The sequence below is a fragment of the Streptomyces sp. NPDC058373 genome (assembly GCF_042723275.1).
GTDB lineage: Bacteria > Actinomycetota > Actinomycetes > Streptomycetales > Streptomycetaceae > Streptomyces.
In genome coordinates this window covers 38,010-63,080 of sequence record NZ_JBHXJE010000011.1, presented here as the reverse complement: position 1 = coordinate 63,080, position 25,071 = coordinate 38,010, and the positions used below count along the sequence as shown (strand labels likewise).

18 protein-coding genes are annotated in these 25,071 nt (G+C 70.6%); 1 reads left to right on the top strand and 17 read right to left on the bottom strand.

Annotated elements, in window-relative coordinates; genetic code table 11:
- Positions 1 to 95: 95 nt before the first annotated feature.
- From ACFWMZ_RS09920 to ACFWMZ_RS09865, 12 genes are all read right to left on the bottom strand, one after another.
- Positions 96 to 1,313, bottom strand: a complete 1,218-nt coding sequence (locus tag ACFWMZ_RS09920) for an ABC transporter ATP-binding protein (RefSeq protein ID WP_383182901.1) — start codon at positions 1,311 to 1,313, stop codon at positions 96 to 98.
- Positions 1,300 to 2,280 carry an ABC transporter ATP-binding protein gene (locus ACFWMZ_RS09915; RefSeq protein WP_383182903.1) on the bottom strand — a complete coding sequence of 327 codons (981 nt, stop codon included), beginning with the start codon at positions 2,278 to 2,280 and terminating at the stop codon, positions 1,300 to 1,302. The genes ACFWMZ_RS09920 and ACFWMZ_RS09915 overlap by 14 nt, the downstream gene beginning before the upstream one ends.
- A 13-nt stretch (positions 2,281 to 2,293) precedes the next feature.
- Entirely contained in the window at positions 2,294 to 3,280 is a 987-nt protein-coding gene (locus tag ACFWMZ_RS09910; protein WP_383200641.1) for an ABC transporter permease, read from the bottom strand.
- Complete coding sequence (locus ACFWMZ_RS09905; protein ID WP_383182907.1) at positions 3,273 to 4,196, bottom strand: ABC transporter permease; 924 nt, start codon at positions 4,194 to 4,196, stop codon at positions 3,273 to 3,275. Before ACFWMZ_RS09905 ends, ACFWMZ_RS09910 begins: the two co-directional genes overlap by 8 nt.
- An 85-nt stretch (positions 4,197 to 4,281) precedes the next feature.
- Positions 4,282 to 5,913 (bottom strand): ABC transporter substrate-binding protein, encoded by a 1,632-nt coding sequence (locus tag ACFWMZ_RS09900; protein WP_383182909.1) that lies wholly within the window; start codon positions 5,911 to 5,913, stop codon positions 4,282 to 4,284.
- Positions 5,914 to 6,106: 193 nt separating this feature from the next.
- Complete coding sequence (locus tag ACFWMZ_RS09895; RefSeq protein WP_383182911.1) at positions 6,107 to 7,255, bottom strand: ABC transporter ATP-binding protein; 1,149 nt, start codon at positions 7,253 to 7,255, stop codon at positions 6,107 to 6,109.
- Positions 7,248 to 8,306 carry an ABC transporter ATP-binding protein gene (locus tag ACFWMZ_RS09890; RefSeq protein ID WP_383182913.1) on the bottom strand — a complete coding sequence of 353 codons (1,059 nt, stop codon included), beginning with the start codon at positions 8,304 to 8,306 and terminating at the stop codon, positions 7,248 to 7,250. The genes ACFWMZ_RS09895 and ACFWMZ_RS09890 overlap by 8 nt, the downstream gene beginning before the upstream one ends.
- An 11-nt stretch (positions 8,307 to 8,317) precedes the next feature.
- Complete coding sequence (locus ACFWMZ_RS09885) at positions 8,318 to 9,286, bottom strand: ABC transporter permease (protein WP_383182915.1); 969 nt, start codon at positions 9,284 to 9,286, stop codon at positions 8,318 to 8,320.
- The gene (locus tag ACFWMZ_RS09880) at positions 9,279 to 10,208 is read right to left on the bottom strand and encodes an ABC transporter permease (protein ID WP_383182917.1); all 930 of its coding nucleotides are present in this window, start codon (positions 10,206 to 10,208) and stop codon (positions 9,279 to 9,281) included. Before ACFWMZ_RS09880 ends, ACFWMZ_RS09885 begins: the two co-directional genes overlap by 8 nt.
- 139 nt (positions 10,209 to 10,347) lie before the next feature.
- Positions 10,348 to 11,970 (bottom strand): ABC transporter substrate-binding protein, encoded by a 1,623-nt coding sequence (locus ACFWMZ_RS09875; protein ID WP_383182919.1) that lies wholly within the window; start codon positions 11,968 to 11,970, stop codon positions 10,348 to 10,350.
- A gap of 585 nt (positions 11,971 to 12,555) precedes the next feature.
- Complete coding sequence (typA, locus tag ACFWMZ_RS09870; RefSeq protein WP_383182921.1) at positions 12,556 to 14,463, bottom strand: translational GTPase TypA; 1,908 nt, start codon at positions 14,461 to 14,463, stop codon at positions 12,556 to 12,558.
- Between the two features lie 891 nt (positions 14,464 to 15,354).
- Positions 15,355 to 17,634: an ABC transporter family substrate-binding protein gene (locus tag ACFWMZ_RS09865; RefSeq protein WP_383200638.1), complete on the bottom strand. Its 2,280-nt coding sequence runs from the start codon at positions 17,632 to 17,634 to the stop codon at positions 15,355 to 15,357.
- Between the two features lie 1,544 nt (positions 17,635 to 19,178).
- Between ACFWMZ_RS09865 and ACFWMZ_RS09860 the strand changes: the two genes are divergently transcribed.
- Positions 19,179 to 19,598, top strand: a complete 420-nt coding sequence (locus ACFWMZ_RS09860) for a hypothetical protein (protein WP_383178610.1) — start codon at positions 19,179 to 19,181, stop codon at positions 19,596 to 19,598.
- Positions 19,599 to 19,600: 2 nt separating this feature from the next.
- Here the strand turns inward: ACFWMZ_RS09860 and ACFWMZ_RS09855 are convergent, their stop codons facing one another.
- From ACFWMZ_RS09855 to ACFWMZ_RS09835, 5 genes are all read right to left on the bottom strand, one after another.
- Positions 19,601 to 22,273, bottom strand: a complete 2,673-nt coding sequence (locus ACFWMZ_RS09855; RefSeq protein WP_383178607.1) for a SpoIIE family protein phosphatase — start codon at positions 22,271 to 22,273, stop codon at positions 19,601 to 19,603.
- Between the two features lie 352 nt (positions 22,274 to 22,625).
- On the bottom strand, positions 22,626 to 23,033 hold the full coding sequence (locus tag ACFWMZ_RS09850) for an ATP-binding protein (RefSeq protein ID WP_383178605.1): 408 nt from the start codon (positions 23,031 to 23,033) through the stop codon (positions 22,626 to 22,628).
- A gap of 258 nt (positions 23,034 to 23,291) precedes the next feature.
- Entirely contained in the window at positions 23,292 to 23,729 is a 438-nt protein-coding gene (locus ACFWMZ_RS09845; RefSeq protein WP_383178602.1) for a (deoxy)nucleoside triphosphate pyrophosphohydrolase, read from the bottom strand.
- 38 nt (positions 23,730 to 23,767) lie between these two features.
- Positions 23,768 to 23,938: an SPOR domain-containing protein gene (locus tag ACFWMZ_RS09840; RefSeq protein ID WP_383178615.1), complete on the bottom strand. Its 171-nt coding sequence runs from the start codon at positions 23,936 to 23,938 to the stop codon at positions 23,768 to 23,770.
- Positions 23,939 to 24,241: 303 nt separating this feature from the next.
- Entirely contained in the window at positions 24,242 to 24,994 is a 753-nt protein-coding gene (locus ACFWMZ_RS09835; RefSeq protein WP_383200635.1) for a GntR family transcriptional regulator, read from the bottom strand.
- Positions 24,995 to 25,071: the final 77 nt, after the last annotated feature.

Here is a 25,071-nt window from a genome sequence, read left to right as displayed (position 1 = left end):
CGTACGTTGTTCACTCTGGCGCGTCCGTATATCGGAGCCGCTTCGGTCAAGTTGCCGCCGCGTTAACGCGGTTGATCCGGGTTTGTCGTCTTGAATCAGGATTCCTCCGAACCGGTGCCCTCCCCGTCCGGCTCCTCCTCCACCGGCTCCACGATCTGCTTCTCCTCGGCGAAGTGGCAGGCCGAGGGGTGCGCCTCGGGCCCCTCCAGGCCCCGGAAGACGGGCGGCACCATGAGCAGCGGCTCCTCCAGGGCGCACCGGTCCTGCGCCTTCCAGCAGCGGGTGCGGAAGCGGCAGCCCGACGGCGGGTGGGCGGGCGAGGGGACGTCGCCGGTGAGGATGATGCGCTCGCGGCGGTCGCGGGCGCGGGGGTCGGGTACGGGGACGGCGGAGAGCAGGGCCTGCGTGTAGGGGTGGGTGGGGTGCTGGTAGATCTCCTCCTCGGTGCCGGTCTCGACGATCTTGCCGAGGTACATGACGGCGACCCGGTCGGAGATGTGCCGCACGATGGAGAGGTCGTGCGCGATGAAGACGTAGGAGAGGTCGAACTGGCTCTGGAGCCGTTCGAGGAGGTTGACGACCTGGGCCTGGACGGAGACGTCGAGGGCGGAGACCGGTTCGTCGGCGACGATGATCTCCGGGCGCAGGGCGAGGCCGCGGGCGATGCCGATGCGCTGGCGCTGGCCGCCGGAGAACTGGTGCGGGTACCGGTTGATGTACTCGGGGTTGAGCCCGACCACGTCGAGGAGTTCCTGCACCTGCTTGCGGCGCGAGCCCTTGGGCGCCACCTCGGGGTGGATCTCGTACGGCTCGCCGATGATGTCGCCGACGGTCATCCGCGGGTTGAGCGAGGTGTACGGGTCCTGGAAGACCATCTGGATGTTGCGGCGGACCGCCTTCAGCGCCCGCCCCGAGAGCCGGGAGATGTCCTCGCCCTTGTAGCGGATCTCGCCGCCGGTGGGGCGCTCCAGGTGGACCAGCATCCGGGCGACGGTGGACTTGCCGCAGCCGGACTCGCCGACGATGCCGAGGGTTTCCCCCTGGTTCAGGGTGAACGAGACCCCGTCGACCGCCTTGACCGCGCCGATCTGGCGGCGGAAGACGATGCCCTGGGTCAACGGGAAGTGCTTGACCAGGTGGTGGACCTCCAGGATGGGTTCCCCGGCGGCGCGGGTGGACTCCAGGCGGGAGCGGGTCAGCAGCTCCTCGGTGGACGGGGGCTGGTTGCGGACGGTCTGGTCGTCGCGGGTGGCACCGGGTGCGTCGGTGCCGTCGGGGCCGCCGGCGGGGCCGGGCCGCTCATCGGGCTCCATCGAGCGTCTCCTTCCAGAAGTGGCAGGCGCTCCGGCGGCGCGGGTCCACCTCGTAGAGCGGCGGCTCGTCGGTGCGGCAGACCTCGCGGGCCTGCGGGCAGCGCGGGTGGAAGGCGCAACCCGGCGGGATGGCCAGCAGGCTGGGCGGCAGCCCCTTGATCGCGTACAGCTCCCGGCCCTTCTGGTCCAGGCGCGGGATGGAGTCGAGCAGGCCGCGGGTGTAGGGGTGGGCGGGGGCGCGGTAGATGTCGTGGACGGGGGCGGTCTCGACGATCCGCCCGGCGTACATCACGGCGATCTTGTCGGCGACGTCGGCGACGACACCGAGGTCGTGGGTGATGAGGATGAGCCCCATGTTGTACTCGCGCTGGAGTTCCGCGAGCAACTCCATGACCTGGGCCTGGACGGTGACGTCGAGGGCGGTGGTGGGCTCGTCGGCGATGATCAGCTTGGGCTCCAGCGCCATCGCCATGGCGATCATGATGCGCTGGCGCATGCCGCCGGAGAACTGGTGCGGGTACTGGTTGACGCGTTCGGTGGCGGCCGGGATGCGGACCCGGTCCATCAGCTCGACCGCTCTCGCCTTGGCCGCCTTGCGGGACATGCCGCGGTGGACGGTGAACATCTCGCCGAGCTGGTCGCCGACGGTGAGCACCGGGTTGAGCGAGGAGAGCGCGTCCTGGAAGATCATCGCCATTTCGGCGCCGCGCACCTTGCGCCGCTGGTCCTCCTTGAGGGTCAGCAGGTCGCGCCCCTCGAAGACGATCTCACCGCCCGCGATCCGCCCGGGCGGGGTGTCGAGGATGCCCATGATCGCCTGGGCGGTGACGGACTTGCCGGAGCCGGACTCGCCGAGGACCGCCAGGGTCTCCCCCGCGTCGACGGAGTAGGTGACGCCGTTGACGGCCTTGGCGACGCCTTCCCTGGTGTGGAACTCCACGTGGAGATCGCGCACGTCGAGCAACATCGGCAGCAGCTCCTCAGCGCAGTTTGGGGTCGAGGGCGTCGCGGACGGCGTCGCCGAGCATGATGAACGCCAGCACGGTGATGGCGAGCGCCCCGGCCGGCCAGAGCAGCATGTGCGGGGCGTTGCGGACGTTGGCGGAGGCATCCGAGATGTCGATGCCCCAGGAGACGGTCGGTGGCCGCAGCCCGACGCCGAGGAAGGAGAGCGTCGCCTCCAGCGCGATGTACGTACCGAGCGCGATGGTGGCCACGACGATCACCGGGGCGACGGCGTTCGGGGTGATGTGGCGCAGCAGCATCCGGCTGTGGGAGGCGCCCAGCGCCCGCGCGGCCTGGACGTAGTCGTTCTGCTTGGCGGTGATGACCGAGCCGCGGGCGATGCGGGAGATCTGCGGCCAGCCCAGCAGCACCATGAAGCCGATGACCGGCCAGATGGTGGTGGAGGTGACGACGGAGAGCAGGACGAGCCCGCCGAGGACCACCGGGATGGCGAAGAACATGTCGGTGATCCGGGAGAGGACCGCGTCCCAGGAACCGCCGAAGAACCCGGCGAGGCCGCCGAGGGCGCTGCCGAGGACGGCGACGCCGAGGGTGGCGAGGACGCCGACGGTGACCGAGGTGCGGGCGCCGTAGACGGTGCGGGTGTAGACGTCGCAGCCCTGCTGGTTGAAGCCGAAGGGGTGGCCGGGCTGGGAGCCTTCCTGCGACTTGGCGAGGTCGCACGAGAGCGGGTTGCCGGAGGCGATGAGCGAGGGCCAGATGGAGATGACCACCAGGAAGAGGATGATCAGCGAGGAGATCAGGAAGACCGGGTTGCGGCGCAGGTCGCGCCAGGCGTCGGACCACAGGGAGCGCGGTCTGGTGTCCGGCCCGCCGCCCTGGGGGTCCTGCCCCTCCAGGCTGATGCCCTCGCTCATCGCCATGTCGGTGGCGGCGCCCGCCCCGGCCGCCGAGATGGCCGACTTGTCGTCCGGGAGGCCCGGCTGCTGCGGGTCAGGCATAGCGAATCCTCGGGTCGAGTACGGCGTAGAGGAGGTCGACGATGAGGTTGGCGACGAGGAAGACGAGGACGAGGACGGTCACGAAACCGACGACGGTCTGCGTGTTCTGCCGCAGGATGCCCTGGTAGAGCTGGAAGCCGACGCCGTGGATGTTGAAGATCCGCTCGGTGACGATGGCGCCGCCCATCAGCGCGCCGATGTCGGTGCCGATGAAGGTGACGACGGGGATCAGCGAGTTCCGCAGCAGGTGCCGGGTGATGACGCGGCGCCGGGGCAGCCCCTTGGCGACGGCGGTGCGGACGTAGTCGGCGCGCCGGTTCTCGGCGATGGAGGTGCGGGTGAGCCGGGTGACGTACGCCAGGGAGACGGAGGCGAGGACGAGGCCGGGGACGAAGAGTTCACCGAAGGTGGCCTCGGAGGAGACGGCCGGTTTGATCCAGCCCCACTGGACGCCGAGGAGCAGCTGCACCAGCAGGCCGGTGACGAAGGTCGGCACCGAGATCACCACGAGGGTGAGGACGAGGACGCCGGTGTCGATCGGCTTGCCCCGGCGCAGGCCGGTGACGACGCCGAGGACGATCCCGATGATGATCTCCAGGACGATCGCCACGAGGGTCAGCCGGATCGTCACGGGGAAGGCCGTGCCCATCAGTTCGGTGACCTTCTGGCCGTTGAACGCCGTCCCGAAGTCGCCGGTGAAGACGTTCCCCATGTACGTCAGGTACTGCTGCCAGACGGGCTTGTCGAGGCCGAGGTCGGTGCGCAGCCGCTGGGCGGTGGCGGGGTCGCACTGCCGGTCGCCGCAGAGTCCGGCGACCGGGTCGCCCATCACGTTGACCATCAGGAAGATCAGCAGCGTGGCACCGATGAAGACGGGGATCATCTGCAGCAGGCGCCGGATCACATAACGTCCCATGGACGGCTCCGGGGTTCGGATCGGGCGGGCGGTACGGAGCGGCCGGCCCGGCGCCCGTCAGGGGCTGCGGGCCGGCCGGGCGCGCTCAGCCGACCTTGATCTCGTTGTAGACGGGGACGCTGAAGGGGTTCAGCTCGACATCGGAGATGCGGTCGGAGTAGCCCGCGCTGCCGTTCTGGTACCAGAGCGGGATGGCGCCCATCTCGTCCCGCAGGACCTCCTCGGCCTGCTGGAACTTCTCCACCGCCTTGGCGGTGTCGGACTCCGCGTTGGCCTCGTCGACCAGCTTGTCGAACTGCTCGTTGGACCACTCGCCGTCGTTGGAGGAGGCGTTGGTGTAGTAGAGCGGCTGGAGGAAGTTCTGGATCAGCGGGTAGTCCATCTGCCAGCCGGCGCGGAACGGGCCGGGCATCTTCCGCTCGCCGATCTTGTTACGGAAGTCGGCGAAGGTGCCGGTGGGGTCGCCGACGCAGGCGCGGTCCTGGCCCAGCGCGTTGTTGATGCTGTTGCAGACCGCGTCGACCCATTCCTTGTGGCTGCCGGTGTCGGCGTTGTAGCCGAGCCGGATCGTCCCGCCGGGGATGCCGCCGCCCTCCCGGACCAGGCGCTTGGCCTCGGCCGGGTTGTACTCGCAGGCCTCGCCGCAGAGCCCCGCCTTGTAGCCGCCGTCCTCACCGAGGACCGGTGAGGTCCAGTCCGTGGCTGGGGTGCGGGTGTTCTGGAAGATGGTCTTGGTGATCTGCTCCCGGTTGATCGCCATGGAGATGCCCTTGCGGAGCTGGGCGCCGTCCGGGGTGTCCCACTTCTCGTCGTAGAAGGGGAACGAGAGGGTCTGGATGATGCCGGCGGGGGTGTTGAGGTACCGGTCGCCGAGGTCGCTCGCGGCGTTCTTGAGCTGGGAGGCCGGGATGTCGTCGACCAGGTCGAGGTTGCCCGCGGTCAGGTCGGTGTAGGCGGTGTTGTTGTCGGTGTAGACCTTGAGGTCGACGCCGCCGTTCTGCGCCTTGTCGTCGCCCGGGTAGTCGGCCCGGGTCCGCAGCGACATCTGGGAGCCCTTGGCGTAGTTGTCCACCTGGTAGGGGCCGTTGCCGACCGGCTTGGCGAGCCAGCTGTCGTGGTCCTCGAAGAAGGCGGTGGGCAGCGGGGCGAAGGCGGCGTAGCCGAGCGTCTCGGGCCAGGTGGAGAACTTCTGGTTGAGCTTGACGGTGAAGGTGCGCTCGCCGGTGACCTTCAGCCCGGAGAGGGTCCGCGCGGTGGCGTCGCCCTCCTCGGGGTGGACCTCGTCGTAGCCGTCGATGTAGCCGAAGAAGTAGGCGTTCTTCTGGTTGTTGTCCAGGTGGGCGCCGTAGTTCCAGGCGTCGACGAAGGACTTGGCGGTGACCTTCTCGCCGTTGGAGAAGGTCCAGCCGTCCTTGACGGTGATCGTGTAGTTGACCGAGTCCTCGGTCTCGATCTTCTCCGCGAGCGCGTCCTCGGCGGCACCGGTCTTCGGGTTGTACCGCTTCAGGCCCCGGAAGATCATGTCGAGGACCTTGCCGCCCTGGACCTCGTTGGTGTTGGCGGGCTCCAGCGGGTTCTGCGGGTCCCCCCAGGAGGAACTCACGATCCCGGCACCGTCCCCGCCGCCGCCTCCGTTCCCGCCCCCGCCGCACCCCGTCGCCGCGAGCGTGACGGCGACGGCGGCTGCCGTCCACCTGGCGTGCGTGGCTCCGCGCATGAGGTGCCTCCCTCTGGGTTCCCGTGCCTGGTGCACTCCGGCCCCCATACCATCGCGGACCCACCCGTACCGCACGCGCACCGGGACCGTCCGGGGGAGCTGGGGCGGCGGGCCTCCCCCGGACGGCGCAAAAGGGCGCCCCCGGTCGCGTACGACCGGGGGCGCCCCTGCGCGAGGGTGCTGATCCACCGCCTCAGGCGGCGCCCACCACGTCCTTCTCCTCGGCGAAGTGGCACGCCGACTCGTGCGCGGCCGGGGTGTCCTTGCCGGTGAAGCGCTGCGGCACGGCCAGCAGCGGCTCCTCGGTGGCGCACCGCTCCTCCGCCTTCCAGCAGCGGGTGCGGAAGCGGCAGCCCGACGGCGGGTTGGCCGGGGAGGGCACGTCGCCGGTGAGGATGATGCGCTCGCGGCCCTCGCGGGAGGCGGGGTCCGGCACCGGCACCGCGGAGAGCAGCGCCTGCGTGTACGGGTGGGTGGGGTGGTCGTAGATCTGCTCGTCGGAGCCGATCTCGGCCATCTTGCCCAGGTACATCACGCCGACCCGGTCGGAGATGTGCCGCACGATGGAGAGGTCGTGCGCGATGAAGAGGTAGGAGAGGTTGAACTCGTCCTGGAGCTTCTCCATCAGGTTGATGACCTGCGCCTGCACCGACACGTCGAGCGCGGAGACCGGCTCGTCGCAGACGATGATCTCCGGGTTGAGCGCGAGGCCGCGGGCGATGCCGATGCGCTGGCGCTGGCCGCCGGAGAACTGGTGCGGGTACCGGTTGATGTACTCGGGGTTGAGCCCGACCACGTCGAGGAGTTCCTGCACCCGCGTGCGGCGGTCGCCCTTGGGCGCCACCTCGGGGTGGATCTCGAAGGGCTCGCCGATGATGTCGCCGACGGTCATCCGCGGGTTGAGCGAGGTGTACGGGTCCTGGAACACCATCTGGATGTTCCGGCGGACCGCCTTCAGCGCCCGGCCCGACAGCTTGGTGATGTCGGTGCCCTTGTAGAAGACCTCGCCGGAGGTGGCGGACTCCAGGGTCATCAGCAGCTTGGCGACGGTGGACTTGCCGCACCCCGACTCACCGACGATGCCGAGCGTCTCGCCCTGGTACAGGTCGAAGGAGATCCCGTCGACGGCCTTGACCGCGCCGATCTGCTTCTTGAAGAGGATGCCCTGGGTCAGCGGGAAGTGCTTGACCAGGTTCCGCACCTGCAGGATGGGCTCGCCGCGCTCCACCGGGGCGGTGATGGCCTCGATGGCCTCGTCCTTGGTGGGGTCGGCGACCACGTCGACGTCGGAGACGTTCGGGGTGGCGACGGCCGGCTCGGTCTTCTTGGCCATGTCAGCCATGGATCGTCTCCTTCCAGAAGTGGCAGGCGCTGCCGCGGCCGGGCAGGTCCGTGCCGTCCTGCTCGGTGACGGGGGCCAGCGGCGGCACCTCGGTCCGGCAGATGTCCTGCGCCATCGGGCAGCGCGGGTTGAAGGCGCAGCCGGACGGGATACGCGTCAGGTTGGGCGGCAGGCCCTTGATCGCGTACAGCTCCTGGCCCTTCTGGTCCAGGCGCGGGATGGAGTCGAGCAGGCCCCGGGTGTAGGGGTGCGCCGGGCGGGCGTAGAGCTCGTGCACCGGTGCGGTCTCGACGATCCGGCCCGCGTACATCACCGCGATCTTGTCGGCGACGTCGGCGACGACTCCGAGGTCGTGGGTGATGAGGATGAGCCCCATGTTGTACTCGCTCTGGAGCTCCGCGAGCAGGTCCATGACCTGGGCCTGCACCGTCACGTCGAGCGCCGTGGTGGGCTCGTCGGCGATGATCAGGTCGGGCTCCAGGGCGAGCGCCATGGCGATCATGATGCGCTGGCGCATACCGCCGGAGAACTGGTGCGGGTAGTCGTTGACCCGCTCCTTGGCGGCGGGGATCTTCACCCGCTCCATCAGCTCGACGGCCCGGGCCTTGGCCTCCTTCTTGGAGAGGCCCTGGTGGACGCGGAACATCTCGCCGAGCTGGTAGCCGACCGAGAGGACCGGGTTGAGCGAGGAGAGCGCGTCCTGGAAGATCATGGCGATCTTCTGGCCGCGGATCTTCCGCCGCTCCTCCTTGCCCATGGTGAGCATGTCCTGGCCGCGGAAGAGCACCTCGCCCTGCGGGATGCGGCCGGGCGGCATGTCGAGGATGCCCATGATGGCCTGGGCGGTCACGGACTTGCCGGAGCCGGACTCGCCGAGGACGGCGAGGGTCTCGCCGGCGTCGACGGTGTAGTTGACGCCGTTGACGGCCTTGGCGACGCCGTCGCGGGTGTGGAACTCCACGTGCAGGTCGCGGACTTCGAGCAGGTGGCCGTCGTAGTCGGCGGCCGCGCGCGGTCCGGGGACCGTCGCGGTCTTGGCGGTGGTGGTCACGTACGCCTCCCTCAGCGCATCTTGGGATCGAGGGCGTTGCGGACCGCATCGCCGAACATGAGGAACGACAGCACCGTGATCGCGACCATGACGGACGGGATCATCAGGACGTACGGCGCGTTGCGCAGCTGGTCCTTGCCGGCGGAGACGTCGATACCCCACGAGACCGTCGGCTCGGCGAGGCCGATACCGAGGTACGAGAGGGTGGCCTCTGCACCGATGTAGCCACCGAGCGCGATGGTGGCGACCACGATGATCGGGGCCATGGCGTTGGGCAGGATGTGCTTGAACATGATCCGGTTGGTGGAGGCGCCCAAGGCACGGGCGGCCACCACGTAGTCGGACTGCTTGATGGTGATCACCGCGCCGCGGGCGACACGGGCGATCTGCGTCCAGCCGAGGAAGGCCAGGGCCAGGATGACCACCCAGACGGCGCGCTCCTCGAAGGTGGTCAGGATGACCATGGCGCCGACGATGAACGGCACACCGAAGAAGACGTCGGTGATACGGGAGAGCAGGCTGTCGACCCAGCCGCCGAAGAACCCGGCGATCATGCCGACGATGGTGCCGACGATGGTCACCGCGAGGGTGACGACGATGCCGACCGAGATCGAGGCGCGGGCCCCGTAGACCACCCGGGCGTAGATCGAGCGGCCCTGGCCGTCGTAGCCGAACCAGTCGGCGGCGAAGAAGTTGCCCCAGTTCGGGTGCTGGAGGAAGTGGTTCTTCAGGTCGGCGTCGCGCGGCGAGGCGTCGGTGAACAGGCTCGGCCAGATCGCCATGACGACCAGGAAGAGGATCAGCAGCGCTGAGACGATGAAGAGCGGGCTGCGCCGAAGGTCGTGCCAGGCGTCCGACCAGAGCGAACGCGGCTTGCCGGGCGCGGGACCCGCGTCCAGCGTCAGCGGGACCTCGGTGGAGGAAGGCATCACGGCCTTCTCCGCGGGCTTCTTGGCCAGTTCTGCGGTCTTGTCAGGCATACCGGATCCTCGGGTCCAGGACCGCGTAAAGCAGGTCGACGATCAGGCTGGCCATGAGGTAGACGATCACGATGACGGTGACGACACCGACGACGGTCGCGCCCTCGCGCCGGCCCAGGGCTTCGTAGATGAGGTAGCCGACGCCCTTGATGTTGAAGATTCCCTCGGTGACGATCGCGCCGCCCATCAGGGAGCCGATGTCGGTGCCGAGGAAGGTGACCACGGGGATCAGCGAATTGCGCATCAGGTGCACCCCGATGATCCTGCGCTTCGGCAGGCCCTTGGCGACGGCGGTCCGCATGAAGTCGGCCCGGAGGTTCTCGGCGACGGAGGTCCGGGTGAGGCGGGCCACATAGGCGAGGGAGAGCGAGGCCAGCACCATGGCCGGCATCAGCATCTCGTCCCAGGCGGGTTCGAGGCCGACGTTGGGGGGGACCCAGCCGAGCTTGAAGGAGAAGACGAACTGCGCCGTGTAGCCGGTCACGAAGGACGGGACGGCGATGAGCAGCAGGGTGAGACCGAGCAGGCCGCGGTCGCGGATCGAGTTGGGCTTCAGGCCGGCGACGAGGCCGAGCAGGATGCCGGCGATCACGATGAAGGTGAACGCGAAGAGCGCCAGCTGGATCGTGACCGGGTACGCGTCGAGGATGACCTCGGAGATGGGCTGTCCGCTCGCGATCTGCGTGCCGAAGTCGCCCTGGAAGACGTTCCCGATGTAGGAGACGTACTGCACCAGGATCGGCCGGTCGAGGCCGAGTTCGGCCTTGAGAGCGGCGATCTGCGCCTGGTCGACAGCCTGCTCCCCTGCCAGCGCTCTCACGGGGTCGCCGGGCAGCGCGAACATCATCAGGAAGATCAGCAAGGTTGACCCGATGAAGACCGGGATCATCTGGAGCAGTCGTCGTGCGACATAACGCCCCATGGGGTGCCTCCGTGTGGATAACTGCGGGCCGGGGGCCGACCCCGCCTGTGCGGGAACGGCCCCCGGTCCCCCCCGGCGCCGGGTCAGCGGCCCGGTGCCGGGGTGATGGCCGAAGTGGGGAATTGGCCCGTGGGCGCGCTTACTTGACCGTGACCTCGGTGACCTCGAAGTCACCGTGGAAGTCGACCTTGACGTTCTCGACGTCCTTGCCGTGGCCACCGTTGATCTGGTACGTCCAGAGCGGGATGGCGGGCATCTTCTCGACCAGGACCTGCTCGGCCTCCTGGTAGAGCTTGATGGACTCCTCCAGCGTCTTGGCGTTGTCGCCCTTCTTGAACAGGCCGTCGACCTCCTTGTCGGAGAATCGGCCGTTGTTCGCCTCGGCGGTGGTGCCGTAGAGCTCACGCATGAAGTTGACGTTCAGCGGGTAGTCCGCGACCCAGCCACCGCGGTAGAACGACTTGACCTCGTCGTTGTCGCGCGCCTCGAGGTCGGTCGGGAAGTCCGGCTTGGCGTCGCCGAGGCACTCGACCCCGGTCGCGTTGCGGATGGACTCGCAGACCGCGGTCACCCACTCCTTGTGCCCACCGTCGGTGTTGTACTGGATGAAGATCTTGTTGTCCGGCACACCACCGCCTTCCTTGATGAGCTTCTTCGCCTCGTCCGGGTTGTAGTCGAACACCTCGGTGTCGAGGTCCTGGTTGCCCTTGACCTGCGGCGGGGTGAAGCTCTTCGCGGGCTTGCGGGTGCCGTTGAGGACGGTCTTGGTGATCGTCTCGCGGTCGATCGCCATCGACAGGCCCTGGAGGACCTTCGGGTCGATGTCCTTCCACTGCTTCGTGTAGAAGGCGGGGTGGATCGACTGGACGGCCGCGTACTCCTGCTCGATGGCGCCGTCACCGAGGTCGGACTTGTACTTCGGCAGGTCCTTCGGGCCGACCTGGCGGATCATGTCCAGGTTGCCGGAGAGGACGTCCTGGTAGGCGGCCTCGACCGTGGCGTAGTTCTTGAACTGGACGCCCTTGTTCTTGGCCTTGTTGGGACCGGTGTAGTCCTCGTTGGCCTTGACCTGGAAGAGCTTCTTGTGCGTCCACTTCTCGAACGAGTACGGGCCGTTGCCGACGGGCTTCTGGCCGAACGCCTTCGGGTCGTCGAAGAAGACCTTGGGCAGCGGGGCCCAGGTGGCGTAGCCGAGCTTGTACTCGAAGTACGGGACCGGCTTGGAGAGCTCGATGGTGAAGGTGGTGTCGTCGACGGCCTTCAGGCCGGACATCTCCTTGGACTTGGCCTTGGCGCCCTCACCGTCGGGGTGGACGTCCTCGTAGCCCTCGATGTCCTCGAACCAGAACGAGTTCTGCATCTTGTTGTCGATGTTCGCGGACCAGTTCCACGCATCGATGTAGGACTGGGAGGTGACGGGGGTGCCGTCGTGGAACTTCCAGCCCTTCTTCAGCTTCACCGTCCAGGTCTTCGAGTCCTTGGTCTCGATCGACTCGGCGTTGGTGTAGACGATGTTGCCGTCGGCGTCGAAGTCCAGGAGCTGGGTGAAGAGCGACTGGACGATGTACGAGCCGTTGGTCTCGTTGGTGTCGGCCGGGATGATCGACTTCTGCGGCTCGCCCACGTCGATCGAGACGTAACCGGCGGGCTTGCCCGCGGCCTTCGGCTTGTCGCCACCGTCGTCGTTACCACCGCAGGCGGTCGCGGCCAGGGCGACGACTATCGCACCCGCGACCCACTTGGCGCTCTTGGCACCACGCATGGGTTCCTCCTCATGAGTCCACTTGTTCACTGCGAGAGAGGGCACGGGACGATCCGCCGACACCCCTGACGGCGAAGATCGAGTGCCCCAGTGTGCTCGTGAGTCGGCGCTCCCCACAGCGCATGACCCATTGACCCGAGCTCTACGCGCTCAACTATTAGCCATGGTGTTCGGCCCGACCACACCCTTTTGGTCTCGGTTCGATCACACCTGACACTCACATCTTCCAAAATCCGGACAAACCGATCCGAGATAGATGGTTGCGAAACGGACTCGTTACACATCTATCGGGCGTGGCCGTCCGGATACCGGACACTTCGGCGTCGAAAACCGGTTGCCCGCCTCCCGCCGCGCGACCGTCGCCACGAAGATCGTGTACGGTCCGCCGCCGGCCCACTCCGGACCGTTCCGTCCCCCCGCGCGCCCGCGCCAGGAACCGCCGTCCGCAGGGGCTGTGAGCATCTTTCAGCGCGAGCGCCTCTCGCGCACCCGCTTCGGCCAACTCCGCGGCCGCAAAAGGCCGGTGCCCGGCCCCGAACCGCCCCTGCGGGGGTCCGGGGCCGGGCACCGGGCCGGCTACGGGGTTCAGCCGTGCTTGGCCTTGGAGGCGGCGCGGGCGCGGGTGCGCGCGTCCAGGTTCACCTTGCGGATGCGGACCGACTCCGGGGTCACCTCGACGCACTCGTCGTCGCGGCAGAACTCCAGCGACTGCTCCAGGGAGAGCTTGCGCGGCGGCACCAGCGACTCGGAGACGTCGGCGGTGGAGGAGCGCATGTTGGTGAGCTTCTTCTCCTTGGTGATGTTGACGTCCATGTCGTCGGCGCGGGAGTTCTCGCCGACGATCATGCCCTCGTACACCTCGACGCCGGGCTCCACGAAGAGCACACCGCGCTCCTGGAGGTTGGTCATCGCGAAGGCGGTGACCGTGCCGGAGCGGTCGGCGACGAGCGAGCCGTTGTTACGGGTCTTCAGCTCGCCGAACCACGGCTCGTGGCCCTCGTGGATGGAGTGGGCGATACCGGTGCCGCGGGTGTTGGTGAGGAACTCCGTGCGGAAGCCGATGAGGCCGCGGGAGGGGACGATGAACTCCATGCGGACCCAGCCGGAGCCGTGGTTCGACATGTTGTCCATGCGGCCCTTGCGGATGCCCATGAGCTGCGTGACGGCGCCCATGTGCTCCTCGGGCACGTCGATGGTGATGCGCTCGATCGGCTCGTGGACCTTGCCGTCCACGTCCTTGGTGACCACCTGCGGCTTGCCGATGGTCAGCTCGTACCCCTCGCGGCGCATCTGCTCGACCAGGATGGCCAGCGCCAGCTCACCGCGGCCCTGCACCTCCCAGGCGTCGGGGCGCTCGGTGTCCAGGACGCGGAGCGAGACGTTGCCGACCAGCTCGCGCTCCAGGCGGTCCTTGACCTGGCGGGCGGTGAGCTTGCGGTCCTTGACGGCCGCCTTGTTGTCGGCGCCCTTGCCGGTGCCGCCCCGGCCGACCAGCGGCGAGTTGTTGGTGCCGACGGTCATCGAGATGGCCGGCTCGTCCACCGTGATGAGCGGCAGCGCGACGGGGTTCTCCGGGTCGGCCAGCGTCTCGCCGATCATGATGTCCGGGATACCGGCGACGGCGCAGATGTCACCGGGGCCCGCCTTCTCGGCCGGCTTGCGGGTGAGCGCCTCGGTCATCATCAGCTCGGAGATGCGCACACTGGTGATGGTGCCGTCCCGCTTGATCCAGGCGACGGTCTGGCCCTTCTTCAGCTCGCCCTCCTCGACGCGCAGCAGCGCGATGCGGCCGAGGAAGTTGTCGGCGTCGAGGTTGGTGACGTGCGCCTGGAGCGGGGCGGACTCGTCGTACTGCGGGGCCGGGACCGTCTCCAGCAGGGTGGTGAAGAACGGCTCCAGGCTGTCGCTGTCGGCCGGGACGGTGCCGTCCTCCGGCTTGGTCAGCGAGGCGACGCCGTCGCGGGCGCAGGCGTAGACGATCGGGAACTCGATCTGGTCCTCGTCGGCGTCCAGATCGAGGAAGAGGTCGTACGTCTCGTTGACGACCTCGTCGATGCGGGAGTCGGGGCGGTCCGTCTTGTTGATGCAGAGGATGACCGGCATCCGGGCCGCGAGCGCCTTGCGGAGCACGAAGCGCGTCTGCGGGAGCGGGCCCTCGGAGGCGTCCACCAGGAGCACGACGGCGTCGACCATCGACAGACCGCGCTCGACCTCGCCACCGAAGTCGGCGTGGCCGGGGGTGTCGATGATGTTGATCGTGATCGGGTCCCCGCCGTCCTTGGGGTGGTACTTCACCGCCGTGTTCTTGGCGAGGATCGTGATGCCCTTCTCACGCTCCAGGTCGTTGGAGTCCATGACCCGGTCGTCGACCGAATCCAGCTGGTGGGCGGCGAAGGCGCCCGCCTGCTTGAGCATGGCGTCGACCAGGGTGGTCTTGCCGTGGTCGACGTGGGCGACGATGGCGACGTTACGGATGTCGTGACGCGTGGGCATGCTGGCTAGCGCTTCTCTCGGATCGGGGAATCAGGCGTCTCGTCCTTCGTACGCCCGCCGGGCGGACCCGCCACGGCTTTGTCCCATGGTACGGGGCGAGGGCAACCCCGGCCGAACACAGGGCGTCCGGGGGTCGACGCCACCACCGCGACCAGGTCGGGGGGGGAGTGCCGCCGGCGGGCACCTCGGGGCGGCGTCAGTCCTTCTCGGCCGGGGACTTCCCCGGTGCCTCCGGCTTGCGCCCGGTGTTGGCCGGATCGTCGCCCTCGCAGGAGAGCAAGCCGGGCGACGACCACCAGCGGGTTCTTCTCCGGGCCCTGCTCCGACGGCCGGGCCGCCCGGGCCACCCCGGTGAGCAGCGGCTCCTCGCGCACCCCGAACCAGGTGTACGTACCGCCCCGGCAGGGTGCGGCGGACCGCTCGGGCGCGGCCTTCGCCCCCGCGGCCGGGGCCGTTCCGGACCCCCTGCCGACCGCGAAGGAGACGGCGCCCACCGCGAGGCAGGCGGCGACGGCCGCGAGGAGCACCCGGCGCAGGCGGCGCGGGTGCCCGGCTGAGCCGGGCGGGTCGGCGGAGTGGTGTGCGTCGGACATGGCGTACCCCCGTGTGACGTGTGACGTGCGTGCGTGAAACGTCCGCGCGGTCCTGCGGTGGCGCTGTTCCCGCGCCTCGGGGGCGCGACGCCGCCGGCCCGGATCTTGGGGAATCCGGACCGGCGGGCGGGGTGGGGGGAACCCGTACAACGTCGACGTGGTCGATGGATCGAGTGGTCAATGGATCGACATGACCTTGCCCGCCGGGTGGGCCGGCGGGCAAGGGAGTTGAGCCAGTTCTGAGGTGCCAACCGGATCCGGAGCCGCTGGTCAGCCCCGGTGAGGGGCCGGGCGGGAGTCAGGAGCCGGACTCGCGGTCCTGGGCGCCGGGCTGGACGCCCTTCTTCAGGAAGCCGATGTCCTGGTAGCGCGGGGTGGCGAAGCCGAAGGCCCCGGCGTTGGCCACCCGCGGCCGTGCGGCGACCAGCTCCGGGCGCTGGAAGAGCGGGATCGCCCCGGCGACCGCCCAGATCCGGGCGTCCGCCTCCTTGATCAGCTTCCTCCGGGCGCCGTCGTCCAGCTCACCGACGGCCTGGTCGAAGAGCTGGTCGATGCGGTCGGTACCGACCCGGGTGTAGTTCTGCGCGACGTTGAGCGAGCCGTCGGCCGCCGGGACCGGCTTGGCGTGGATGGGGCGGCCGTCGGTCGCCGGGTAGGCCGTGCCCGGCCAGGAGTACAGCGCCAGGTCGTACGAGCCGGAGGCGACGTGGTCGGTGAAGTAGCCGGAGCTCGGCACCTTCTTCATCGCCGTGGTCACCCCGATCTTCTCCAGCTGGTCCGCGATCTTGTCGGCGACCGCTTTGAGCTGCTCGGTCCCGGCCCCCGAGGGCACCACGAACCGCAGCGTCAGCGGCTGCCCGTCCTTGGCCAGCGGGCCCGCGGCCCCCTCGGCACCCGGGCTCTGCGACTGATTCGGCGCTGCCGTGCCCTTGGGGGCGTACGCGCCGGGCGGGCCGCCCTGCTGGGCGCGCGCCCCCTGCTCGGCCTTGCCGTCCCCGTCCTCCTGGACCACATCGGCCTGGCGCAGCAGGGCCGCGCCCTGGCCCGCGGCCACCGCCCGGGGCAGCATGGGGCCGCCGCGCTCGCCGGGCTTGCCGTCGTCCTCGCCGACGATGTACTCACCGCCGTCGTCGCCCGGCCGGTCCTCGTTCCCCGAGTTCTCGGCGGCCCCGGCCTCCTCGCCGCCGCCTTCGGCGGGCTCGCCGGAGGCACCGGCGTTCTGGGGGCGGGACGCGCCCTCCCCCGGCTTCCACCCCGCCTCGGCGAGCAGCGCGCGCGCCTCGGCCGTGTCCTGCGTGCCGAGCGCGCCGCTGGCGTCCTCGTACGCGTCCTGCCCGGCCAGCGCCAGGTGGCTGCCGACCGGCTGGGCGGGCAGCTCCAGCGGCTTCAGCACGGTCTCGGCCAGCTCGTCGCGGTCCAGGGCGCGGGCCACCGCCCGGCGTACCCGCTCGTCCGCCAGCGGGCCGTCGGCGCCGTTCAGCGCCAGCTGGGTGTAAGCGGGCTCCAGCGCCTTGCGGACCTCGTAGGCGGCGAGGGACTTCTGCTCGGCGGTGTACGTGGTGATCGCCGAGCGGGTCTGCTCCCGGGCCAGCTGCTCCGACTGGGCCGCCTCCTGCTCGGTGCCGTGGGCGACCGCCCAGGACATCAGGGCGTCGGCCGGGGTGCGCCCGGCGCCCGGGCCGTGCGCCAGCGGGCCCTTGGCGCCCTTGTCCCGGCGGGCCAGCGAGATCCGCTCCGCCTCGCCGGGGGTGAGCGCCGCCAGGTCGACGCGGCCCTCGGTGAGCGCCTTCGTCCGGTCCTTGGGGGCGACCTTGCGGAAGACCAGCTGGTCGAGTTTGGGCTGGTCGCCCCACCAGCGGGGGTTGCGGGCCAGCGTGATGTCGCCCGCCTTGCGGTCGACCTTCTTCAGGCTGAACGGGCCGGCCGTGTTCTTCAGGGTGGCGCGCGCGCTGTCGTTGAAGGCGTCGGGGGTGCCCATGACGTCCTTCGGGTACAGCGGGGTGAAGAGGCTGCGCCACTCCGCGTACGGCTTGTCGAAGGTGACCTGCACCTCCAGGTCGTCCTTGCCGCGCTCGACCTTGGCGATCCGGTCGTACCCGGCGTTCCTGGCGGTCCAGTACGCCGGGTCCTTGCCGCGCAGGGCGCGCCACTGGGCGGCGAAGTCGGGGGCGCCGACCTCGCGGCCGTCGCTCCACACCGCCTTCTGGTTGAGCCGGTAGACGACGACCTGGCGCGGCTCGCGCTCGACCACCTCGGCGGACTCCAGGTAGTCCGGGTTGGCCTGGGGGCGGCCCCGGTCGTCCAGGGTGAACAGCGCCGGGAGGACGGCGCCGGCCACCTGGGACGTCGCGCCGTCCGCGTCCGCCTGGTACGCGTTCAGGGTGCCCGGGACGGCGTCTACCGCCCAGGTCAGGGTGGAGCCGTTGGCGACCAGGTCGCGGCTGGCGGGTTCGATGTCCTGGCTGGCTGCCGGAACGTTTCCTTCATCGGAGGCGCCGCATGCCGCGACAGCCGGGAGTGCGAGGACTCCGGTCGTCAGGAGCGCGACCGAACGCCGTCTTGCGCCGTCGGGGAACATGGGCGTACCTCCGGGGGTCACCGGGATTTGATCACGTTTGGCGGTATATGTGAGCTGATCACATCTATCGCCACGGAACGCTTCCAGCGGGGGTTTGGGGTGGCGACACGCCGTGCGGTGGGCTGGGGTCCACCCATGCGGACCCGCCTCATGTGCCGGCTGGGCTCTTCCTTCGCCTGGCCGTGGGCCGGCTCCCCTGCTGGCCTCCAGCGCCGGCCGGGCTGTCATTTGTTGCGGCCCGGCGTTCCCTTGCCGGTCCCGGACGGCCTCAAGCGCCGGCCGGGCTGGGGCTTGGCTGAGCGCCACTCGACCGTGCCGGTCACAGACGGCCTCAAGCGCCGGCCGGGCTGTCTTTGGCCGTCCTGCCCGTCTCGACCGTGCCGGTCACAGATGGCCTCAAGCGCCGGCCGGGCTGGGTTTTGGGTGCGGCCCGTCTCGACCGTGCCGGTCCAAGATGGCCTCAAGCGCCGGCCGGGCTGGGTTTTGGGTGCGGCCCGTCTCGACCGTGCCGGTCACTGATTGGCCTCAACCGCCGGCCGGGCTGGGGGTTTGGTTGCGCCGCGTCTTGACCGTGCCGGTCACTGATGGCCTCAAACGCCGGCCGGGCTCGGGGGTTCGCGGTTTGTCCGTGGGGTGGTGCGGGCGGGGCCGCACCGGTGTACCTCCTCACAGACTGACGAGGCTGGAGCCAGTAGTGAGTTCTGGCTCCTCACGTCAGTCTGCTGCGGGGGCACCCCGGCCCGTCCCCGCCCTCCCGTCTCGTCGGCGGCCAACCGCCGGTGGTGGGTAGGGCCGTCACCGAGCAATCTCTCGTCCAACAGGCGCGGCCGTCTGTGGTCACTGTCGTAGAGCGGTGCGGTGGTCCTCCCACTCATCACCGCCACGGTGGCGGACCGAGCAATGGGGGACGGTCTCACCCACCACCGGCGGGTGGCCGCGTACGAGACCGTGGGGTGGGGTCGTGCCGGGGTGCCCCCGCAGCAAACTGACAACCTCGGCCGCCTTGATGCGACTGACCCTTGAGCTGTCAGTTTGTGAGGAGGTACCCCGGCGCGGCCCCACCCCACCCACGCACCGGAGGGACCGCGAACCCCTGGCAGGGCCGTCACTCAAAGCCAACGCCGACCGAAAAAATCCCAGCCCGGCCGGCGCTTGAGGCCAATCAGTGACCGCCACGGTCAAAACAAACCGCACCCACCCCAAGCCCGGCCGGCGCTTGAGGCCATCCGTGACCGGCGCGGAAAAGCCGGGCCGCGCCCAGAGACACCCCGGCCGGCGCTTGAGGCCATCTTGGACCGGCACGGTCGAGACGGGCCGCACCCAAGAACAGCCCGGCCGGCGTTTGAGGCCAATGGGGAGCGGCGCGGCCAGGGACGCCGGAGGGGGACGGGGGGCCCGGTCGCGGGGAGGGGAAGTCGGGAGGGGGGTGGGGCTGTCCAGGGGGACCCCCACATTGAGCGGAGTTTCGCTCGGCCCCGCTCGCCACGGCGACCCCGTCGCCTTACTCTCCGAAGGAGGGGCAAGCACGGCGAAGGGGTGGCGAGGTGCGGGCGGACCTGATCCTGCCGATCCTGGTGCTGGCAGCCGCACTGACCGCAGCCGTGTACACGTACCGCAGACGCAGGAGGCGGGTCAGCACCCGCACCACCCCGGCCGGAACCGAGATATGGGGCGCGGGCGGCGACACCCGCACCCCGGTGCTCTCCCCGGCGGAAGCCCTCGCCCAGGCGGAGGACGCGGTCCGCGTCGGAGCGGCCCAAGTGGCGGCCGCCTCCCCCGGGGCACCCCCGGAAGCCCTGGCCGCCGCCGAGACCGCCCTGACGACGGCCCGCACGGAACTGGCCGAGGCCCGCCGCCAGTGGGCGGCCGGCGACGACCCGGCAGCGGTCCGCGAACACAGCACGAGGGCCGACGCCGCACTCAAGGCGGAGGCCCCCGCCTTCGACGCCCTCCGGAAGGGCTGACCTCAGAAGAGGCTGAGCAGCGCCTCGGTCGGATCGGGCGCCTCGCCCCCGTCGGGCAGCGCCAGCTCGAACCAGACGGTCTTGCCCCGCGGGGTACGCCGCGATCCCCAGGAGGCGCTGAGCAGCCCGACGAGCTGGAGCCCGCGCCCGCCCTCGTCGGTGTCCCGGGCCCGGCGGCGGCGCGGCTGGACCAGTCCGGCGTCCCAGACCTCGCAGACCAGGGTGCGGTCGAGGAGCAGGCGGAGCCGGATCTCCCCCTCGCCGTACCGCAGGGCGTTGGTGACCAGTTCGCTGACGAGGAGTTCGACGGTGTCGACCAGGGCGTCCAGCCCCCAGCTCTCCAGCTGGGTGCGGGCGTGCTCGCGGGCCCGGCCGACCGACTTGGGTTCGCGGGGCAGCGTCCAGTCGCCGACGTTCTCCGCGGGCAGCCCCTGGACGCGCGCCATGAGCAGGGCGATGTCGTCCTCGCCGTGGTGGGTGTCGAGGGTGGACAGGACGTGGTCGCAGGCGTCCTCCAGGGCCCTGGCCGGCCCGGTGAGCGCGGTCCGGAAGGCGTTGAGCCCGTCGTCCAGACTCTGGTCGCGGGACTCGACCAGGCCGTCGGTGTAGAGGGCGAGCAGGGCTCCTTCGGGAATCTCCACCTCGACCTCCTCGAAGGGCTCGCCGCCGACGCCGAGCGGCAGGCCCGGCGGCACGTCGAGGAGGAGGGCCGGCTCGCCGGGCTCGCCCGGTTCGACGAGGACGGGCGGCAGGTGCCCGGCGTTGGCGAAGGTGACGCGCCGGGTGACGGCGTCGTAGACCGCGTAGACGCAGGTGGCGAGGTAGACCTCGGAGAGGTCGGCGTCGCGGTTCTGGAGGGCGGCGCGGGTGGGCTGCTGGGAGCCGGGGCCGTGCGCGGGGGCGCCGAGGCCGCGGGCGATCTCGTCGAGGTGGGAGAGGACCTCGGCCGGTTCGAGGTCGAGCAGGGCGAGGGTGCGTACGGCGGTGCGCAGTTCACCCATGGCGACGGCGGCGCGCAGCCCGCGGCCCATCACGTCGCCGATGACCAGGGCGGTGCGGTGGCCGGGGAGTTCGATGACGTCGAACCAGTCGCCGCCGACCTCGGTGGCGGCGTTGCCCGGGAGGTAGCGGCAGGCGATGTCGAGTCCGGAGGCCTCGGGGGCGCCGGGCGGCAGCAGGCTGCGCTGGAGGATGAGGGCGCGTTCGTGCTCGCGCCGGTAGAGGCGGGCGTTGTCGATGCAGACGGCGGTGCGCGCGGCGAGTTCGGTGGCCAGCGCCCGGTCGCGCTCGCTGAAGGGCTCGCTGCCCTTCGTACGGGAGAACTTTGCCAGCCCGACCACGGTGTCGCGGGCGACCAGCGGCACGGCGAGGGTGGAGTGGACGAGGCCGGTGGAGCCTTCGACGTTCTGGGGCCGGGCGGTACGCAGCGCGACGGCGCAGGGCGAGCCGGGGGCGTAGTGGTGCACGGAGTTGACGGGGACGGGCGCGGTGCCGGGGCGGCCCGCCTCGTCTCCGATGCCGGGGCTGAAGGGGGTGTCGGCGACGGCGCTGGAGAAGGCGACGCGGCGCAGGTCGGCGCCGACGCGGCCGCCGTCGGCGGTGGACTGGCCCCAGAGGCTCTGCGGTGCCTCGTCGCCTTCGAGGAGCGCCTGGTAGAGGTCGACGGAGGCGAGGTCGCAGAAGGCGGGGACGGTGACGTCGAGGAGTTCCCGGGCGGTGGTGTCCAGGTCGAGGCTGGTGCCGATGCGGGAGGCGGCGTCGTTGAGCAGGGCGAGGTTGCGCCGGGCGTGGGCGGCCTCGCGGGCGGCGGCGTCGCGGCGGGTGACGTCGGTGCCGATGGCGGCGACGCCGAGGGGGCGCCCGGCGCCGTCGTGGACGCGGTAGAGGTTGATCGACCAGTGGCGCCGGTCGCCCGGTTCGCTGTCGGCGGCGGGCCCGGTGAGCTGGAGGTCGTTGACCGGGTCGCCGGTGTCCAGGACGCGGCGCAGGGCGGCGCCGAGCCGGTCGGCCTCGCGCGGCGCCAGGTAGTCGTGGGTGGTGCGGCCCCGGTGGGCCTCGGCCTGGCCGCCGAAGACGGAGGCGAACCGCTGGTTGGCCCGCTGGATGCGCAGATCGGTGTCGAAGAGGAGGAAGCCGATGGGAGATTGGCCGAAAATGGCCTCCGAGGCGGCCAGTCCCGACTCGATGCTCCGCAGGGTGCGGACGTCGACGACGATGCAGACGGCGGCCCGGTCCCCGGCCTCGGTGCGGGTGGGCATGACATAGATCTCGGCCAGCCCGTCGCGTACGGCGGCGTCCGGCGGATCGTCGGGCGCGGTCCGTGCGGTGCGGGCGGTGGCGAGTGCGGCGTCGCCGGTGCGGGGCGCGGGCAGGCGGACGGGGAGGACCCCGGTCCACTCCTTGCCGTCGAGGATCTCGGACATCTTGCGGTGGCCGCGTTCGCGCAGGTGGCCCGGGATGAAGGCGTCGATGGGGTCGCGGCCGAGCACGTCCTGCGCGCGGATGCCGAAGAGCCGCTCGGCGCGGTCGCTCCACTGGTCGACCAGCCCGTCGGGGCCGATCGAGAAGGAGGCGACCTTGATGTAGTCGTAGATCGACCCGGGTGGGCTGCTCTGCCACACGATCCGGCCCGCCGACTCCTGGTGAGCCGTGGCCTTCGCTGGTATCTCGCTCACGCGAACCGTCCCCTCCAGCTCACCGCCCCCGGACCCGGTACCGGGGCAGCTCTCCGCAGTATCCAGCACTACGGCGCGGCATCACATCTCGTTCACGATCACAGCACGGTCTCGACGCTTTCAGGTCGGGGCCGACCTGCCGGGCGCCTTCGAGGCCGACGCACTGACACTCCTAACCATGGGGAACGCCCTCCTAACCTCGCGCGGCCCACCGAGAACCAACGAGACTTCACGAGATCGCACGTCGGCGACCGGACACGACCGGTCACCGAGCGTACGGACCGGATGTGCCCGGATCTGCGCGAACGGGAGCGATGAGTGGAGCGGGCCGCCCGTTTCCGGGCGGGCGTCGTCACCCGGGGAGTGCCAGTTCGAACCAGACGGTCTTGCCCCGCCGCCCCCGCCGGGTGCCCCACCGGCAGGAGGTGCAGGCGACGAGCTGGAGGCCGCGCCCGGTCTCCTCGTCCGGACCGGCCCGGCGCTCGCACGGCGCCTCGGGGACGGGGTCGGAGACCTCCACCAGCAGGGGCGAACCGGGGTCCTCGGGGTGGGTGAGGCGCACCCCGATGGGGCCGTGCGCGTACCGCAAGGAGTTGGTCACCAGTTCGCTGACCAGCAGGGCGGTCACGTCCTCCAGGGCGCCGAGCCCCCAGGCGGCCAGTTGCCGCCGGACCACGGTCCGTGCGGTGCGCACGACCCCCGGGTCGGCGGGGAAGGTCCACGCGGCACAGTCGCCACGGGTGTCGATCACACCGATCACTTCCAAACACCGGCAGCGGTCTCCGGTACCTGCGCGGGGCGGGGATCGTCGCGGGGAGAGCCGCGGGGTGCCGCCGGGCGTGGGCGGGGGACGACTGCGGGACGAAGGGACGACGGACACGCGCCGGCATTCCCCGGAGGAGGAGCACCGGGCGACTGCCGTGACTATTGCCCGCTTGCTCCCCGTTAATAGCGCTATACCCGATATTCCGGTCCCGTATCGCCCGTTCGTCCCAGCCGACGGCGCCCCCTCGGCGGCTCAGTCCAGGGCCGGGCTCTCCATGCGCCGGGCGGTCTCCATCACCGCGGGGCGGTCCTGGGGCAGCCAGTCGACGTCCCAGATCTCCTCGGCGGAGAGCCAGCGCAGTTCGTCGTGATCCTCCAGCGGCTCGGGCTCGCCCTCCACGAGGCGGGCGGTCCACACCTGGAGGACGTACCCGGGCTTCAGCTCCCAGGCGCCGGGGATGCGCTCCACCGGCTCGGCGCGTACGCCGAGTTCCTCGCGGAGCTCCCGTACGAGGGCCTCCTCGGGCCGCTCACCGGGCTCGGTCTTGCCGCCCGGCAGCTCCCAGCGGCCCGCCAGTTCCGGCGGGGCGCTGCGGCGGGCCGCGAGGAGGCGCTCGGTCACGGGTCCGCCCCGGCCGTCGGTGCGCGCGGCCCGCAGTGCCGCGGCGACCACCACGATCTGTTCCGTCATGCGCCGGAGCCTACGCGGCGCCTGGCGCCCTCTGAAGGTCAGACGGGTTGCCGCTCGACCCAGTAGTGCTGCTCGTCGCCGCGCGAGTCGAGCGACTCGACGACCTTCTGCGCCTCGGCGCGCGTGGCACAGGCGGCCACGCGGTACCGGTTGCCGTTGGCCTCCTGCCGTATGACGTGCCAGGGGAGCGCGGTGCCGCCCTCACCCATCGCACGTCTCGCTTCCTGCACCCGGCTCACTTCTCGCTCCGTTCGTCGGGGAAACCGCACTCCGCATATGCCGGAGCCTACGCCCGACCTTCACTCAGCGGATACGGAATAGCACAAAGAGGTGAGCAACCAGCCAAGCCGGAGGGGGCGGGGGCGGTTTGACGCGCCCCCCCCGGGCACGGTGTTGAATTCAACCAGCCGGGTTGGAGAGCAGGTTGACTACGCGGGGGGCGAGGTGCGCTCAGTCCCGGCGTACGCCCCCGGCGTTCGTACGCCCCCTCGCGGACGTCCGCGGACCGGCGCTCACTTGACCGGAAGGTGGTAGGCCACCCGGTAGCGGTCGGCCGGGATCACCACGTCGGCCGTCTCCACCGGGCGGCCCGAGGCGTAGTAGGTGCGCTGGATGGTGAGGACGGCGTGGCCCGGGACACCTCCGAGGGCGAGGAGTTCCTCGGCGAGGCCGGGGCGGCAGCCGACCTCCTCCGCGACGTTGTCCACGACGATGTCGATGGCGGCCATCCGCTCGACCACGCCGGAGCCGCCGAGCGGGCCCTCCTCGGGCAGCATCACGGGGGTGCGGCCGGTGAGCGCCAGCGGCTCCCAGGAGGTGGAGAGCATCATCGCCTCGCCCGCCTCCCGGAAGACGTACCGGGTGCGCATCACGCGGTCGCCGGGCTCGATACCGAGCCGCTCGGCCACCTGGGCCGAGGCCGTCTCCTGCTCGCTGCGCGACTCCCAGGTCCCGCGCACCCCGTTCAGCGCCTGCTCCTGCCGGAACGGCGTGGAGCCGCCGGGGTCGCGGTACCCGGTGCGGGCAATGCGGCGCGGCTCGGGGCGCTCGCGCACGTACGTCCCCGAGCCGGAGCGGCCCTCGACCAGACCCTCGGCCATCAGGACCTTGCGCGCCTCCAGCGCGACCGTGTCGGAGACGCCGTACTCCTGCCGGATACGGGCCTGCGAGGGGAGGCGGGTGTTCGGCAGAAGGGCACCGTCGACGATCTTCTTGCGGAGATCGTCCGCCACGCGCAGATACGCGGGCCGTTCACCGAACGTCACTGGCCACTCCCATCGGCTTGACAGACAGCGACAGCCTGACAACCGTAGGTTGCCGCCCGCAACCTTGGGCCAGAGGA

Coding starts and splice junctions, on each gene's coding strand:
- ACFWMZ_RS09885 (WP_383182915.1), bottom strand. CDS start 9,286: ATGCCTGACAAGACCGCAGAACTGGCCAAGAAGCCCGCGGAGAAGGCC.
- typA (WP_383182921.1), bottom strand. CDS start 14,463: ATGCCCACGCGTCACGACATCCGTAACGTCGCCATCGTCGCCCACGTC.
- ACFWMZ_RS09910 (WP_383200641.1), bottom strand. CDS start 3,280: ATGCCTGACCCGCAGCAGCCGGGCCTCCCGGACGACAAGTCGGCCATC.
- ACFWMZ_RS09840 (WP_383178615.1), bottom strand. CDS start 23,938: ATGGGTGAGGGCGGCACCGCGCTCCCCTGGCACGTCATACGGCAGGAG.
- ACFWMZ_RS09905 (WP_383182907.1), bottom strand. CDS start 4,196: ATGGGACGTTATGTGATCCGGCGCCTGCTGCAGATGATCCCCGTCTTC.
- ACFWMZ_RS09920 (WP_383182901.1), bottom strand. CDS start 1,313: ATGGAGCCCGATGAGCGGCCCGGCCCCGCCGGCGGCCCCGACGGCACC.
- ACFWMZ_RS09895 (WP_383182911.1), bottom strand. CDS start 7,255: ATGGCTGACATGGCCAAGAAGACCGAGCCGGCCGTCGCCACCCCGAAC.
- ACFWMZ_RS09915 (WP_383182903.1), bottom strand. CDS start 2,280: ATGTTGCTCGACGTGCGCGATCTCCACGTGGAGTTCCACACCAGGGAA.
- ACFWMZ_RS09880 (WP_383182917.1), bottom strand. CDS start 10,208: ATGGGGCGTTATGTCGCACGACGACTGCTCCAGATGATCCCGGTCTTC.
- ACFWMZ_RS09900 (WP_383182909.1), bottom strand. CDS start 5,913: ATGCGCGGAGCCACGCACGCCAGGTGGACGGCAGCCGCCGTCGCCGTC.
- ACFWMZ_RS09865 (WP_383200638.1), bottom strand. CDS start 17,634: ATGTTCCCCGACGGCGCAAGACGGCGTTCGGTCGCGCTCCTGACGACC.
- ACFWMZ_RS09875 (WP_383182919.1), bottom strand. CDS start 11,970: ATGCGTGGTGCCAAGAGCGCCAAGTGGGTCGCGGGTGCGATAGTCGTC.
- ACFWMZ_RS09845 (WP_383178602.1), bottom strand. CDS start 23,729: ATGACGGAACAGATCGTGGTGGTCGCCGCGGCACTGCGGGCCGCGCGC.